Raw genomic sequence first — 14,377 nt, 5'->3', positions numbered from 1 at the left:
AGCTAGGAGGGGAAAAAATGACAAAGAAAAGCTTTTTTATTATGTCGATTGCTATTTTAACGGTCATTGCTGTCTTTTATTATACTTATCAAACGAGCCCCGGATTATCCGAAAGCATTTCCTCGATACATAAATCTGAAATTTACTGTTGACAAAACAGCGTTCTAAATGTAATATGAAAAAACAGGACGCGTTTCAAGCGCGCCAATTATAATTTAATTCTTATCCAGAGTGGTGGAGGGATATGCCCGACGAAGCCCAGCAACCTAAGTAAACACTTAAGGTGCTAATTCATACAGAACAGATTGGTTCTGAAAGATGAGAAGAAAGTCGTACAACGCTAAATTCGTGCCTTTCTGCTCATGCAGGAAGGCTTTTTACATTGAGAGAAAAAGGTGAAGCGAATGATAACACTCCAAAATGTGGTAAAAGATTATGCGACAAGAAAAAATAAAGTGCGGGCGGTCGATGACGTTAGCTTGGAAATTGCAGAAGGCGAGATTTTCGGTGTCATCGGTTACTCTGGCGCGGGGAAAAGTAGTCTGATTCGACTGTTCAATGGTTTGGAACTTCCAACAGCAGGACAAGTTGACGTAAACGGCAAGGTAGTAAGCCAAATCCGCGGGAGAGAACTTCGGAAGGCTCGGCAAAAAATTGGGATGATTTTTCAGCATTTCAATTTGCTATGGTCGCGAACCGTTTTTGACAACATTGCGTTCCCACTAGAAATTGCAGGCGTACGCGGACAAAAACGAAAAAATCGTGTGAACGAACTTATCCGTTTAGTCGGACTTGAGGGTAAAGAAGATGCTTACCCGTCGGAACTGAGCGGTGGACAAAAACAGCGCGTTGGAATTGCGAGGGCACTGGCTAACGACCCAACTGTACTACTTTGTGATGAAGCGACAAGCGCACTTGATCCGCAAACGACTGATGAAGTCTTAGAGCTCCTACTAGATATTAACAAGCGTTTAAATTTGACGATTATCGTTATTACACATGAAATGCACGTTATTCGTAAAATTTGTAACCGAGTTGCCGTTATGGAGGCTGGGAAAGTGGTTGAGTTAGGCGACGTTTTAGACGTTTTCAAACATCCGAAACAGCCTGTGACGAAGCGGTTCATTGAACAAGTCACAGAATCAGATGAAACGGAAGAATTAATTCACCTACTGCTTGAAAACTATTCAGAAGGCAAGCTCGTTAAACTGCTCTTCATGAGTGAAAATGCGACAAGGCCGGTCATTTCGGAAGTCGCAAAACAACATGATGTGTCGCTAAACGTGCTTCACGGAAGCTTAACGCAAACGCAAAACGGCGCTTACGGGACGCTTTACGTGCAAATTGAAGGTAGCGACGCGGAAATTGAAAATACGATTCAGCATTTACGCGACTTGAAGATTGAAACAGAGGTGATTGAAGGATGAAGGAACTCTTCCCAGACGTTGACTGGCAACTGATGTGGGGCTACACGCAAGAAACGCTCTACATGACACTTTATTCTTTAGTTGCTGTTTTCATACTTGGTATTTTACTCGGCTTATTGCTCTTTTTAACGAATCGAAATGAAGGAATGCCTGCCAAAATTTTATATTGGATTACAGCAATACTCGTAAACGTATTCCGATCGATTCCATTCATTATCCTAATCGTGCTACTTTTACCAATGACAAAAACGCTCGTTGGAACGATTATTGGACCAAAAGCCGCACTACCCGCTTTAATTATTTCTGCTGCACCATTCTATGCCCGCATGGTAGAAATTGCTTTTAGAGAAGTAGATAAAGGTGTAATTGAGGCAGCTAAAGCGATGGGCGCAAATCTTTTCACCATCATCGGTAAAGTTTTAATTCCGGAAGCTTTGCCAGCTATCGTTTCAGGTATTACCGTCACAGCGATTTCGCTTGTTGGTTTTACGGCGATGGCAGGTGTAATCGGAGCAGGCGGACTTGGAAACGCCGCATACTTAGAAGGTTTCCAGCGAAATCAACCTGATGTCACGATAGTTGCGACAATTATCATTTTAATCATCGTATTCATCTTCCAAATCATCGGCGATTTACTCACGAAGGCAGTCGATAAAAGATAAAAAAAGGAGAGTTTAACATGAAAAAAATCTTTGGTGCAATTTTTGTTTTTAGCTTAGTTTTAGTTTTAGCCGCTTGCGGCAGTGGTTCTTCTGATAAAAAGTCATCTAGTTCTGATGGTAAGGAGTTAATCGTTGGTGCTTCCAACACGCCTCATGCGCAAATTTTGGAGCAAGCGAAGCCAATTTTGAAGAAAGAAGGAATTGAGCTTAAAATCGTCAAGTATACCGACTACGTAATGCCAAATAAAGCACTCGATGAAGGTGAACTTGATGCCAATTATTTCCAACATAAACCTTATTTAGAACTTGAAGAAAAAGAAAAAGGTTATAAATTTGCTGATGTTGGTGCAATTCATATTGAGCCGATGGGCATTTATTCCAAAAAAGTAAAAGACTTAAAAGATTTAAAAGACGGCGCGCAAATTTTACTTTCTAACAGTCAATCTGACTGGCCACGTGTTATCGGCATTTTTGTTGATGAAGGCTTGTTGACGTTAAAAGATGGCGTAAAAGCGCAAGATGCAACATTTGATGATATTAAGGACAATCCGAAAAACTTGAAATTCAAATATGATTTAGATCCAGCTTACTTGATGACTGCGTATAACAATGAGGAAGGCGATGCGGTTGCAATCAACTCAAACTTTGTAGTTGACCAAGGCTTAAACCCTACAAAAGATGCGATTGCAATTGAAAGCAAAGATTCGCCTTATGCAAATATCGTGGTAACACAAGAAAAAAATAAAGACAACAAAAACGTGAAAAAACTTGTTGAAGTTCTCCACTCAAAAGAAATCCAAGATTGGATTACAAAAGAATGGGACGGCGCTGTAGTTCCTGTTGATAAATAAACGTTAAAAGGCATTGCCAATTTGGCAATGCCTTTTTTATAAAAAATTTAAAATTTTTTTAGCCCAACTAGGGCCATTCTTTTTAAAGTGAAATGAAAATTATTTTCGTTTTATGATATTGATAAAATTATTTTTCTATAGTATATTCTATTTGAAAGCGCATACTTTATATAAAAAGAAGCAGAAGACCGAGAAGGAGGAGAATACCATGATGAATGATTTTTTACAACAAGTTAAAGGAGGATTGATTGTTTCCTGTCAAGCTCTAAAAGGAGAGCCCCTTTATAGCTCATATATCATGTCAAAAATGGCACAAGCCGCGTTAGAAGGTGGAGCAGTAGGGATTCGAGCAAACACAGTATCAGACATTAAAGCGATTCAGAAAGAAGTAGACTTACCAATTATCGGTATTTTTAAACAAGATTATCCAAATTCTGAAGTTTTTATTACACCAACTTTAAAAGAAGCACGCGCGATTTGTGAACTCGGCGTAGCAGTTCTTGCCCTAGATGCAACCACGCGAAAACGCCCACAAAGCGAAACCCTTAAAGACATCATTCAGGTGGTTAAAAGGGAGTTTCCAGACGTACTTATTATGGGCGATACCGCAAGCTTGCAAGATGTTGCTTTTGCAGAACAAGCAGGTGTAGACATCATTGGGACTACGCTGCATGGCTATACGCAAGAAACAGCAGGCTGTAACATTAGCCACAATGAATTTGCCTATTTAAAAAGCGTCTTGTCGCATACCCAATTGCCTGTTATCGCAGAAGGGAAGATAGACACGCCAGAAAAAGCGGAAAAAGTGCTCGAACTTGGCGCAAGAGCAGTCGTTGTCGGCGGGGCCATCACGCGTCCAAAAGAAATTACAGAACGATTCATTGCATCCATTAAACAAGTAAAAGGAGAGGAAGTTTAAAATGGAACAAAAAGTAAAAGTTGCCGTAATCGGGATTGGTCAAATGGGAAGTTATCACGCGGAAATTTACCAGAAGTTACCACAAGTCGAATTGGTTGCCATCTGCGAGTATAACGATGAGAAACGCGCTGAAGCTGAAAAGAAATTCAACTGTAAAGGCTACAAAGAATACCGCGATTTATTAGAAAACCCGGAAATTGATGCAGTGAGTATCGTCCTACCAGATAACATGCACCGCGAATGTGTTGAATTAGCAGTTAAAAACAACAAACATATTTTGCTTGAGAAGCCAATTGCAAAAGAACTCGAAGACGGGGAAGCCATTTATGAAATTACGAAAGATTACGATAAAGTATTTACAGTTGGTTTCTTACTAAGATTTGATCCACGCTTCAATATGGTCAAGCAGCGCCTAGATAGCGGGGAACTAGGCGATATTATCCATCTTTATTGTCGCCGTAACAGTCCGATAACGGGACCTAAACGTTACATAGGTGCATCTGACCTTAGTATGCATGTTATGATTCATGACATTGACTATATTAACTGGTATATGAATGCTAATCCGGTCAAAGTTTTTGCCAAAAGTCGTAGTGTGCTTTTAAAAGAAAGTGGTATGAATGATGTTATTTATGCGATTGTCACGTATGAAAATGGCGCCATTGCGTGTCTAGAAGCCTGTTGGGTGTTGCCAGAAAACTCGCCAACGATTATTGATGATAAATTAGAGTTAGTTGGGACAAAAGGAGTTGCTTACATCGATTCTTGTGATCAAGGTGTGAAATTTGTAAGCGGTGAAGGTGTTTCCTATCCTGATTCAAGACATTGGTACTACACGAACGGAGAAGTTAGCGGCGATTTGGCAGAGGAAGTCATGGCTTTTGTAAACAATGTTGTTAGCGGTACAAAATCCATTATTACACCAAAAGAAGCGCTTGACTCACTGCGCGTAGTAGATGCAATCGAAAGGTCTATCAAAGAAGGAAAAGAAGTAGAACTTTAAGAAAGGTACGTTTGGAAAGGGGGATTTAAATGTCCATTCATATGAAAGTTCAAAAGTTTGGAAGTAAGCTGAGCGGCATGGTGATTCCGAATCTCGGGGCATTTATGGCTTGGGGGATTTTAACCGCTATCGGCGTTGCAACCGGAAGTGAAATGCTCAAAAGCTTTATCGCACCAATGCTTAATTTCTTGCTACCATTACTCATTGCTTTCGCAGGTGGTCGTGCTGTTCATGGCTACCGTGGTGGTGTTATCGCAACTGTAGCAACGATGGGAGCAATTATTAGTTCAGATATTACAATGTTCATTGGCGCAATGATTATGGGACCACTTTCAGCTTGGATTCTCAAAAAATTTGATGAAAAAATTGACGGAAAAATTCCAACCGGTTTTGAACTATTAATCAATAACTTTTCAATTGGAATTATCGGAGCCGCTCTTGCTTTATTTGCATACGTGGCGGTGGCGCCAGCCGTAGCAAGCGTGACAACAGTTTTAGCAGAAGGTGTGGATTACCTTATCAACTATCACCTCTTGCCACTAACCGCACTCATTATCGAGCCGGCCAAAATATTATTCTTAAACAACGCCATCGGTCAAGGTATATTAAGTCCACTCGCAACCTTACAATTAGCCGAAACAGGAAAATCAGTCTTATATCTACTGGAGTCTAATCCAGGACCAGGTTTAGGCATTTTACTAGGCTATATGTTTTTTGGAAAAGGGAGTTCGCGAGCATCGTCTTACGGGGCAAGTGTCATCCACTTCTTCGGCGGGATTCACGAAATTTATTTCCCGTTCGTCCTAATGAATCCCGTTCTTATCCTGCCGCTCATTTTAGGTGGCATGACGGGGACTTTCATTTTAACGATGACAAATGCTGGCCTTGTTGGTGTCGCTTCGCCTGGAAGTATCATCACCATCATGATGATGGCAGCGCCTGGTGACCATATTAAAATCATTATTGCGGTTCTAGCGGCGGCGCTTGTCACATTCTTAACTGCTATTCCGTTCATCAAACGCGCGAAAAACAGTGAAGAAGCCTTGCAAGAAGCAGCTGTACAAATGGAAAGCTTGAAAGGTAAAAAAAGCAGTATTTCATCCGTGTTTGCCGAAAAAGAACCAGCAAGTTTTGATTTTAGTAAGGTGAAAAGGATCGCTTATGCATGTGATGCCGGCTTGGGTTCTAGCGCAATGGGAGCCTCTGTTCTACAGAAAAAAGTGAAAAATGCAGGTTTAGATGACATCAAAGTATTCCATATTGCGGTAAATGAATTGCCGACAGAGTGTGATATCATCGTGACACATAAATCACTGATGGAACGAGTGCGCGAGAAACAGCCGGGCGTTTATTATGTGGAAATAGTGGACTACTTGAACGCGCCAGAATATGCGGAACTCATTCAAAACTTAGTAGATAGTCGCAAAGAAAAATAACTGATTTGGGAGGAAAATACGTTTTCCTTCCAAATTTTATCTGTTTCTAGGAGGGAAATTATGCTAAAAGCGGTCATTATGGATTTTGACGGGGTAATCGTTGATACAGAAGTAATCTGGTATGAGATTTTTCAAGAATGGTTCAAAAAAGAGCTCGATTATGATGTATCTGTTGAGGAATTTTTAATTTGTGTAGGCGCAAATGATCAAGCGTTCTTTCAAAAACTTGCACATGAAAAAAATATGACGGTAAATCAAGAGGTATTCGCCAAAGAAACAAGCGCGCTTTTTTTGGAAAGAAGTAAAGCATTGCCGCCTAAAGAAGGGGTGGGTGCTTTTATTGAAGCGGTGAAAGAGTACGGCTTGAAATTGGCTTTAGCTACATCATCTAAGCGGGCAAAGCCGACTTCGCATTTGACGCGTTTAGGCTTAATCGATTATTTTGATGTCATTGTTACGGCGGAGGATGTGGAGCGAATTAAGCCGGCGCCTGACTTGTTTTTAGAGGCGGCTAGGCAGCTCGCGGTTGAACCTGGCGAGGCGGTTATCATTGAGGATTCGAAAAATGGACTTATTGCGGGAAATCAGGCGGGTATGCCGGTCATTGTTGTGCCAAATGAGGTGACCAAATACAGTGATTTAACTCCCCATTATCAAATCATTGATTCTTTAGCACAATTACATGTAGGTCAGTTGAAAAAAGAGGTGGATAAAATTGTTAATGGATAATGTAAAGCTTGAGGATATTGAAATTGGTGTTTCGGCAGAAAACTTTGAAGAGGCAATCCGAAAATCTGCTGAAAAACTTTTAGCAAGAGGCGCCATTGAAGCTTCGTACGTCGAAGCAATGATTCGTTCAATGCACGAAAACGGACCTTATATTGTGATTGCCAAAAATGTCGCTCTCGCACATGCTAGGCCGGAATTTGGGGTGAATGAAGCAGGACTCACTTTTTCTACAATGAAAGAAGGGGTTGTGTTTGGCAGTGAAATGTTTGATCCGGTAAAACTTGTGATCACGCTTGCGGCAACGAGTGCGGACGATCATTTGGAGCTGCTCGGGGAACTTGCGGAGGTGCTTATGGAGGAAGAGCGTGTTTTGCGGTTAATTGATGCCAAAACGGAAGCGGCCTTTTATGAGGTGCTTACAGAGGGGTGACGATTGTGGCGGAATATTTGTGTATGGATATTGGTGGTACGGCTATTAAGTTTGCGAAGTTTAGTGAGTCGGGTGAGCGTCTTACGCCGGTTCAAATGGTGCAAACGAGACTGACGAAGACGGAAAATTTTATTATGGAAGCTGTGCTAGACATTGTGGCTAAAAATAAGGTCGGGATTTCGGGCGTTGCGGTTTCGTCTGCAGGCGTTGTGGATACGGAGCGCGGCGAAATTAGTTATGCGGGCTACACGATTCCGGGGTATACGGGGACGAAAATAAAAGAGCGAATTGAAGAGGCGTATCAATTGTCATGCCAAGTTGAAAATGATGTGAATTGTGCGGCGCTTGGTGAGTTTTATTTAGGGGGCGCTAAAAATTTCAAGTCCGTTTTATGTTTGACGATTGGCACGGGTATTGGCGGCGCCTTTTTAGCAGACGGCAAATTGCTTCGCGGCGCTTCAAACCGTGCTCTCGAAATTGGATATATGGGCGTTAATGGCAAGCATTTCCAAGAACTTGCGGCAACAAGCGAACTCATTCGGCAAGCGAGTTTGGTAACGGGTGAGGTTAATTTGACGGGGAAATCAATTATGAAACGCGCGCTAAACGGCGATAGTGAAATTCAAAAGATTGTCGATGTTTGGATTTGCAATCTGGCAGCGGGTCTTGTAAATTTAATTTATGTTTTAAATCCTGAAGTTATCATTTTAGGCGGTGGCATTATGGAACAAAAAACATATTTTAAACCTCGAATTGAAACGGCCGTTTTAGACCAGTTAGTGTCTGATTCATTTAACACGGCAAAAATCGAGTTTGCAACGCTTGGGAATGAAGCGGGCATGGTCGGGGCGCTTTACCATTTTTTAAGTAGAGAAGGTCGTGTGTGATGAATATTTTGCAGAAAATCCAGCAAATGTATAATGTTTTACCTTTAAAAGAGCGGAAAATTGCTAAATATATTTTGGAGGAAAGCAACTCGATTAAAAATATTACGATTACGAATTTGTCGAAGAAAACGGGGGCGTCAAGCGCGACAATTACACGCTTTTGTAAGCGGCTTGGCTGTGAAAGTTTTGTTGATTTGAAAATAAAAATCAACACGGCAACAACAGATTTGCCACCAGCGGGTTATGAAGATATTTTTGAAGATGTGTATTCGTTTTATCATAAAGTAATTGACAATACAGTGAAAATGATTGATAAAGCTGAAATTCGCAAAGTCGTTAATTTAATTCGTGAAGCTGGACGTGTCTATATTTGTGGCTTAGGCAGCTCCGGACTTACGGCCATCGAAATGTCGCAACGCTTCATTCGCATGGGATTAAACGCAACAGGTCTCAATGAGTCACACATGATGATTATTACGGGCGCGATTACGAAGCCTTCCGATATTGTAATCGGGATTTCAAATTCCGGCAACACGAGCGAACTCATTAGCACACTAAAAAAAGCAAAAGAAAACGGTAGCAAGATCATTACGTTCACGAGTTTTGAAAAAAATGAAATGGTCGAGCTTAGCGACATTAACATTCCAGTCTACAACAGCCTTTTTGTGAGCAACCAATATTTTGTCAATAGTCAGTTTTCGCTTATGTATGTGATGGACATTATTTCCCTTATGCTACTCGAAGACCATAAAATGCATGAAAATATGGAAAAAACAATCCATACCGTCAACAAAGAGTTCTATTAAAAAAAACGCGCTTTCGTAAAATCGAAAGCGCGTTTTTTAGTGCTATTTATTATTTTCAATTTGCAAATACGATTTTAATCCATCTGAGATGACTTTATCAAGCTCTTTCTTTGTGACGATTTCATCGCTTGACGGAATGGCAGGTACTTTTTCGTATGGTAACCAATTTAATTCAGTCGTTATATTAAAATGATCATTGTTCGCTTTGTTTTCATAATCCGTGTCGAGCGTTAGTTTGCTAATCCCATAGTCCGAGTCGGGTACAAGTTTCATACGAATGTCTAGTTTGCGATTTTTGTCAGCATTTAGCTTTTTAAAATAAGCGCGCACGCTATTTTGATAGTTTTGCCATTCTTTTTTTGCAGTGATTGTCGACTCATCGTTTTGTCCCGAGAGAAGGTTTACAATGGCGTTGTTTTTATCCCAAGCTGTAAGTAGCTTATCGGATAAGGTGACGAAATCTTCTTTATGGATAGAAATTTCAACCGTACCATCTTCATTTGTTTTAAAGCGATCATCATCCAGTTGGTTCATAAATTCATATAAAGCAATACCGGTTTCTTTTTCCAACTCATTGATTTGTTTCGCTTGTTTTTGAACCGTTTTTTTATCAATTGGTTGGTTGGAAATATTTTGTAGAGCAGAGTAAAAATCAAGATATTTTCCTTGCAAATCTTCATTTTTATCCAAAACAGTGTGATAGACTTGTTTAGACGTTTGGCCTAGCGCATCTTCAATATTTGGGTCGATTGTGTAGAAAATATCAACTGGAATATAAATGAGTCCGTTACGGTTATTTTGGAGCGACTGAACATGCAGTGAATAATTGCTCCAGTGCACATTGGCGTCCATTCCAGAAGTTTGAAGCATTGTATCAGCAGAAATTTTTAAGTCTACTTCTGTTGTATTTAAGTCGTTTATCCCAAGCTTCTCCGTGTAGTTGGAAGATACTTCATTAACTTTGACCTTGGTATCTATTGTAAATTGTTTATTTGCACTTAGTTTTTTCATGGCATTTGTAAAGTCTGACTTGGGAGAGCTGCACCCTTGTAACGAGAGAAATAGCAATAGTAGGCCGATACCTATTATTACTTTTTTCATAAAAAATCTCCTCCGATGAATAATATTACAGAATTAAAGTATTGTTTCAAAAATATTACGTTAGCTTAACGATAACATATCACACCCTATTAGACAACCTCTTTTTTCTGATGAAATTGAAATTTTGTGTAGGTAGAATGAATTTTCGACTAAAAGATAAGGAATAAATTCTCAAATAAGAAGTAAAAAATGATAATTTAAACCGAGGTGGAAAAATTGCCTTGTTCATAGTAAAATGAAGGATAGAAGATAAATTGTGCAGTTTTTTATAGTTGTAATCAAATTAGAATTATACTAAACTAGGACTATGCGAGATTGCATGTAAAACAAACTGGGGAGGGTATTTTGAATGTCAACACTTAAGATTGAAGATTTATACGTTGAAATAGAAGGAAAAGAAATTTTAAAAGGTGTTAACCTTGAAATTTCAACTGGAGAAATTCATGCCATAATGGGGCCAAACGGTACAGGGAAGTCGACACTTTCGGCTGCGATTATGGGGCATCCTAAATATGAAGTAACAAAAGGACGTATTACGCTAGACGGAGAAGATGTGCTCGAAATGGAAGTCGATGAGCGCGCACGTGCTGGTCTGTTTTTAGCGATGCAATACCCAAGTGAAATTAGCGGCGTTACAAATGCTGAATTTATTCGCGCAGCGATTAACAGCAGACGTGAAGAAGGAAAAGAAATTCCACTTATGCAGTTTATTCGTAAACTAGATGAGAAGATGGAACTTTTAGATATGGACGAAGAAATGGCTGAACGCTATTTAAATGAAGGATTTTCTGGCGGTGAAAAGAAACGCAATGAAATTCTCCAACTCCTTATGATTGAACCTGAAATTGCGATTTTAGATGAGATTGACTCGGGCCTTGATATTGATGCACTTAAAGTCGTTTCAAAAGGCGTCAATGCAATGCGCGGCGAAGGTTTTGGCTGCCTGATTATCACGCATTATCAGCGTTTACTAAACTATATCGAGCCTGATTTTGTGCATGTAATGATGCAAGGAAAAGTCGTGAAAGAAGGCGGCGCTGAACTTGCTAAACGTTTAGAAGCAGAGGGTTATGATTGGATTAAGCAAGAGCTTGGCATTGAATTCGAAGAGGAAGAAGACGTAGTCGAAAAATAAGGAAAGTGGGGTTAAAATCATGACAGAAAATGTAATTGTAAAGGATGATTTTATCCGCGCCTTTTCTGAACATGCTAGCGAACCAGCTTTTTTAACCGAAAGTCGCTTGGCAGCTTGGAAATTAGCAAGTGAACTTGACTTGCCATTTGTGGATAAAACGAAGATTGAACGCTGGAATTTTACGGAGTTTGATACGTTTGAAGGAGCTAGTACGGGGCTTTCAAACGAAGCTTTAGCTGAAAAGGTAACCAACTTGGTTGATTTAAATAAAGCGGATGCGAACTATTATGTGCAAGTGGATGCGCGTCCGGCAAGATTACAACTTAGCAAGGAGCTGCAAGAACAAGGCGTTATTTTAACGGACATTGTGACGGCAGCCAAAGAACACCCAGATCTTTTTAAACAATATTTTATGAACGAAGCGGTTCAAGTAGACGAACATAAGTTGACGGCGTTTCATGCGGCACTTGTGAATGGCGGTGTATTTTTATACGTGCCGAAGAACGTGGAAATCAGTGAGCCAATTCAAACGATTTTTGTGCAACAAGATGCGAAAAAACCGCTCGTTAATCACGTTTTAGTTGTGGCGGACGACAATAGTTCGGTGACTTACGTGGAAAACTATGTTTCGCTTGACGCGGAAGGCACTGGAATTGCAAATATTGTGGAGGAAGTCATCGCGAATCGCAATGCGCGAATTACATTTGGTGCGGTAGACAACCTTTCAAAAGGCGTTACGACGTATATGAATCGTCGCGGTCATATTGGTGCGGATTCAACCATTGAATGGGCACTTGGTCTAATGAATGACGGCGACACCATCAATGAAAATATCACGAATTTAATGGGTGATGGCTCAACTGGCGATGTGAAGACGGTGACGGTTGGTCGTTTCAAGCAGACCCAAAACGTGACGACAAGAGTGACTCATTACGGGAAAGCCTCCACTGGGACTATTTTATCCCACGGTGTCATGAAAGATAAGGCGACGACGATTTTTAACGGTATTGGACATATTAAGCACGGCGCTTCGAAGTCTGATGCGCAGCAAGAGTCGCGTGTTCTGATGCTGAGTAAAGGTGCGCGTGGTGACGCGAATCCGATTCTCCTAATTGATGAGAATGACGTTGTCGCGGGGCACGCTGCTTCGGTTGGTCGTGTTGACCCAGTTCAACTGTTCTATTTGATGAGCCGCGGCATTTCGAAGCAGGAAGCGGAGCGCCTTGTAATTCACGGGTTCCTTGATCCTGTTGTGAAACAATTGCCAATTGAAGGCGTGAAAGTGATGCTGAAGGAAGTTATCGAAGGGAAAGTGCGCTAAATGAAAGATTTCGCCAAAATTCGTTCTGACTTTAAAATTCTTGAGCAGGAAGTGAATGGGAAACCGCTTGTTTACTTTGATAATGCGGCGACTGCGCAAAAGCCGAAACAGGTTGTTGACGCGCTCACGCATTATTATGAAGCAGACAATGCGAACGTTCATCGCGGTGTGCATACGCTTGCTGGCCGGGCAACGGATGCTTACGAGGGTGCGCGTGAGAAAGTGCGGGCATTCATTGGGGCGAGCCATGTGCAGGAAATTATTTTTACGCGTGGTACGACGACGGCACTTAATTTGGTAGCGGATAGCTACGGGGCGGCGAATGTTTCTAGCGGGGACGAGATTGTTATTTCACATCTTGAACACCACAGCAACTTCATTCCGTGGCAGCAGCTTGCAAAGCGCACAGGTGCGACACTGAAATTTATCGAACTCGAACAAGATGGAACCATTTCTGTTGAAAAAGCGGCTTCCGTGATTGGCGCTAAAACGAAAATTGTCGCCTTGGCGCATGTTTCAAACGTGCTCGGTACGGTGACGCCGATTTCTGAAATCGCTCAAATCGCGCATCGCCACGGGGCAGTCATCGTGGTTGACGGGGCGCAAGCCGTTCCGCACATGGCCGTCGATGTAGGTGCGCTCGATGTGGATTTCTATGCGTTCTCAGGGCATAAAATGATGGCGCCAACTGGAACCGGCGTTTTATACGGGAAAAAAGCACTTTTAGAAAAAATGGCGCCGACTGAATTTGGTGGCGAAATGATTGATTTCGTTGAACTGTATGATTCGACGTGGAAAGAGTTGCCGTGGAAATTTGAAGCCGGCACACCAACGATTGGCGGACAAATTGCGCTTGGTGCGGCGGTGGATTATTTGACAGAAATCGGCATGGATGCGGTTCATGCATATGAGCAGGAGCTTGTCAGCTATGCGCTCGCCGAAATGCAAAAAATTTCTGGCATTACCATTTACGGCTCGCTAGATGCGCATAAGCGCGCAGGTCTTGTGACGTTCAATTTGGACGGCGTTCATCCACACGACCTTGCCACAGTCCTTGACGAAGAAGGTATCGCCGTTCGGGCCGGGCACCACTGTGCGCAACCACTCATGAAATGGCTTGGCGTGAACTCAACGGCTCGCGCAAGTTTCTATATTTATAACACAAAAGAAGAAATTGATCTTTTCATTCAAGGATTAAAGTTAACGAAGGAGTATTTTGGCTTATGAGCAGTCGCAAATTAGACGGTCTATACAGACAAGTGATTATGGATCACTACAAGAACCCTCGGAATAAAGGGGAGTTAGCCGGGTCAAACGTCACAATAGACTTAAACAACCCGACATGTGGTGATGAAATTCATTTGCACTTGAAAATAGATGACAATAAAATTACAGCTGCCAGCTTTACGGGAAGTGGATGTTCCATTTCGATGGCAAGTGCTTCCATGATGACAGAAAGTGTCATTGGGCATACGGAAGACGAAGCGCTTGAAATGTCTCACCAGTTTTCCGAAATGGTCCAAGGACACGAACATGAAGCGATAGATGAATTTGGTGACGTGGAAGCCCTAGCAGGCGTCGCAAAATTTCCAGCGCGAATTAAATGTGCAACCCTAGCATGGAAAGCCATGGAGCGGGCCATTCACGAAAGCGAAAATCGTTAAAGGAGG

At 41.5% G+C, this 14,377-nt stretch carries 16 protein-coding genes and 1 riboswitch; of the genes, 15 read left to right on the top strand and 1 reads right to left on the bottom strand.

Annotation, left to right across the window (positions count from 1 at the left end; genetic code table 11):
* Positions 1–17: 17 nt before the first annotated feature.
* The 11 genes from CFT42_RS15050 (at position 18) to CFT42_RS05610 (ending at position 9,150) form a co-directional block, all read left to right on the top strand.
* Positions 18–152: a hypothetical protein gene (locus CFT42_RS15050; protein WP_255377318.1), complete on the top strand. Its 135-nt coding sequence runs from the start codon at positions 18–20 to the stop codon at positions 150–152.
* Between the two features lie 67 nt (positions 153–219).
* A riboswitch (SAM riboswitch) is annotated at positions 220–325 on the top strand.
* Positions 326–404: 79 nt separating this feature from the next.
* Positions 405–1,427 carry a methionine ABC transporter ATP-binding protein gene (locus tag CFT42_RS05655; RefSeq protein WP_088810323.1) on the top strand — a complete coding sequence of 341 codons (1,023 nt, stop codon included), beginning with the start codon at positions 405–407 and terminating at the stop codon, positions 1,425–1,427.
* Positions 1,424–2,089, top strand: coding sequence for a methionine ABC transporter permease (locus tag CFT42_RS05650; protein WP_088810325.1), 666 nt, complete (start codon positions 1,424–1,426; stop codon positions 2,087–2,089). Before CFT42_RS05655 ends, CFT42_RS05650 begins: the two co-directional genes overlap by 4 nt.
* 17 nt (positions 2,090–2,106) lie before the next feature.
* Positions 2,107–2,940, top strand: coding sequence for a MetQ/NlpA family ABC transporter substrate-binding protein (locus CFT42_RS05645; protein ID WP_088810326.1), 834 nt, complete (start codon positions 2,107–2,109; stop codon positions 2,938–2,940).
* A 208-nt stretch (positions 2,941–3,148) separates the two neighbouring features.
* A complete protein-coding gene (locus CFT42_RS05640; RefSeq protein WP_088815614.1) occupies positions 3,149–3,859 on the top strand; it encodes an N-acetylmannosamine-6-phosphate 2-epimerase in 711 nt (236 codons plus the stop codon).
* 1 nt (position 3,860) lies between these two features.
* Positions 3,861–4,862 carry a Gfo/Idh/MocA family protein gene (locus CFT42_RS05635; protein ID WP_088810330.1) on the top strand — a complete coding sequence of 334 codons (1,002 nt, stop codon included), beginning with the start codon at positions 3,861–3,863 and terminating at the stop codon, positions 4,860–4,862.
* A 29-nt stretch (positions 4,863–4,891) separates the two neighbouring features.
* Entirely contained in the window at positions 4,892–6,298 is a 1,407-nt protein-coding gene (locus CFT42_RS05630) for a PTS mannitol transporter subunit IIBC (protein WP_088810332.1), read from the top strand.
* A gap of 60 nt (positions 6,299–6,358) precedes the next feature.
* Positions 6,359–7,027, top strand: a complete 669-nt coding sequence (locus CFT42_RS05625; RefSeq protein WP_088815612.1) for an HAD family hydrolase — start codon at positions 6,359–6,361, stop codon at positions 7,025–7,027.
* Positions 7,014–7,457 carry a PTS sugar transporter subunit IIA gene (locus CFT42_RS05620; protein ID WP_088815610.1) on the top strand — a complete coding sequence of 148 codons (444 nt, stop codon included), beginning with the start codon at positions 7,014–7,016 and terminating at the stop codon, positions 7,455–7,457. The genes CFT42_RS05625 and CFT42_RS05620 overlap by 14 nt, the downstream gene beginning before the upstream one ends.
* A gap of 5 nt (positions 7,458–7,462) precedes the next feature.
* On the top strand, positions 7,463–8,344 hold the full coding sequence (locus tag CFT42_RS05615; RefSeq protein ID WP_088810389.1) for an ROK family protein: 882 nt from the start codon (positions 7,463–7,465) through the stop codon (positions 8,342–8,344).
* Positions 8,344–9,150 carry a MurR/RpiR family transcriptional regulator gene (locus CFT42_RS05610; RefSeq protein ID WP_088810336.1) on the top strand — a complete coding sequence of 269 codons (807 nt, stop codon included), beginning with the start codon at positions 8,344–8,346 and terminating at the stop codon, positions 9,148–9,150. The genes CFT42_RS05615 and CFT42_RS05610 overlap by 1 nt, the downstream gene beginning before the upstream one ends.
* Positions 9,151–9,192: 42 nt before the next feature.
* Here the strand turns inward: CFT42_RS05610 and CFT42_RS05605 are convergent, their stop codons facing one another.
* Entirely contained in the window at positions 9,193–10,251 is a 1,059-nt protein-coding gene (locus CFT42_RS05605) for an Lmo2079 family surface lipoprotein (protein ID WP_088815608.1), read from the bottom strand.
* A gap of 349 nt (positions 10,252–10,600) precedes the next feature.
* On the opposite strand from CFT42_RS05605, the gene sufC reads away from it, so the two are divergent.
* From sufC to sufU, 4 genes are read left to right on the top strand one after another with little or no spacing between them, the layout of a single operon-like run.
* On the top strand, positions 10,601–11,386 hold the full coding sequence (sufC, locus tag CFT42_RS05600) for a Fe-S cluster assembly ATPase SufC (RefSeq protein WP_088815607.1): 786 nt from the start codon (positions 10,601–10,603) through the stop codon (positions 11,384–11,386).
* Positions 11,387–11,405: 19 nt separating this feature from the next.
* Positions 11,406–12,707, top strand: a complete 1,302-nt coding sequence (gene sufD, locus CFT42_RS05595) for a Fe-S cluster assembly protein SufD (RefSeq protein ID WP_088810339.1) — start codon at positions 11,406–11,408, stop codon at positions 12,705–12,707.
* Entirely contained in the window at positions 12,708–13,934 is a 1,227-nt protein-coding gene (locus CFT42_RS05590; protein ID WP_088810340.1) for a cysteine desulfurase, read from the top strand. It begins immediately after the preceding gene.
* Positions 13,931–14,371, top strand: a complete 441-nt coding sequence (sufU, locus tag CFT42_RS05585; RefSeq protein WP_088810341.1) for a Fe-S cluster assembly sulfur transfer protein SufU — start codon at positions 13,931–13,933, stop codon at positions 14,369–14,371. Before CFT42_RS05590 ends, sufU begins: the two co-directional genes overlap by 4 nt.
* Positions 14,372–14,377: the final 6 nt, after the last annotated feature.

The sequence above is a fragment of the Listeria goaensis genome, assembly GCF_900186125.1.
Lineage (GTDB): Bacteria > Bacillota > Bacilli > Lactobacillales > Listeriaceae > Listeria > Listeria goaensis.
This window is presented reverse-complemented; position numbering and strand designations above follow the sequence as displayed.

Coding starts and splice junctions, on each gene's coding strand:
- CFT42_RS05625 (WP_088815612.1), top strand. CDS start 6,359: ATGCTAAAAGCGGTCATTATGGATTTTGACGGGGTAATCGTTGATACA.
- CFT42_RS05610 (WP_088810336.1), top strand. CDS start 8,344: ATGAATATTTTGCAGAAAATCCAGCAAATGTATAATGTTTTACCTTTA.
- CFT42_RS05590 (WP_088810340.1), top strand. CDS start 12,708: ATGAAAGATTTCGCCAAAATTCGTTCTGACTTTAAAATTCTTGAGCAG.
- CFT42_RS05605 (WP_088815608.1), bottom strand. CDS start 10,251: ATGAAAAAAGTAATAATAGGTATCGGCCTACTATTGCTATTTCTCTCG.
- CFT42_RS15050 (WP_255377318.1), top strand. CDS start 18: ATGACAAAGAAAAGCTTTTTTATTATGTCGATTGCTATTTTAACGGTC.
- CFT42_RS05655 (WP_088810323.1), top strand. CDS start 405: ATGATAACACTCCAAAATGTGGTAAAAGATTATGCGACAAGAAAAAAT.
- CFT42_RS05645 (WP_088810326.1), top strand. CDS start 2,107: ATGAAAAAAATCTTTGGTGCAATTTTTGTTTTTAGCTTAGTTTTAGTT.
- CFT42_RS05640 (WP_088815614.1), top strand. CDS start 3,149: ATGATGAATGATTTTTTACAACAAGTTAAAGGAGGATTGATTGTTTCC.
- sufD (WP_088810339.1), top strand. CDS start 11,406: ATGACAGAAAATGTAATTGTAAAGGATGATTTTATCCGCGCCTTTTCT.
- CFT42_RS05650 (WP_088810325.1), top strand. CDS start 1,424: ATGAAGGAACTCTTCCCAGACGTTGACTGGCAACTGATGTGGGGCTAC.
- CFT42_RS05630 (WP_088810332.1), top strand. CDS start 4,892: ATGTCCATTCATATGAAAGTTCAAAAGTTTGGAAGTAAGCTGAGCGGC.
- sufU (WP_088810341.1), top strand. CDS start 13,931: ATGAGCAGTCGCAAATTAGACGGTCTATACAGACAAGTGATTATGGAT.
- sufC (WP_088815607.1), top strand. CDS start 10,601: ATGTCAACACTTAAGATTGAAGATTTATACGTTGAAATAGAAGGAAAA.
- CFT42_RS05635 (WP_088810330.1), top strand. CDS start 3,861: ATGGAACAAAAAGTAAAAGTTGCCGTAATCGGGATTGGTCAAATGGGA.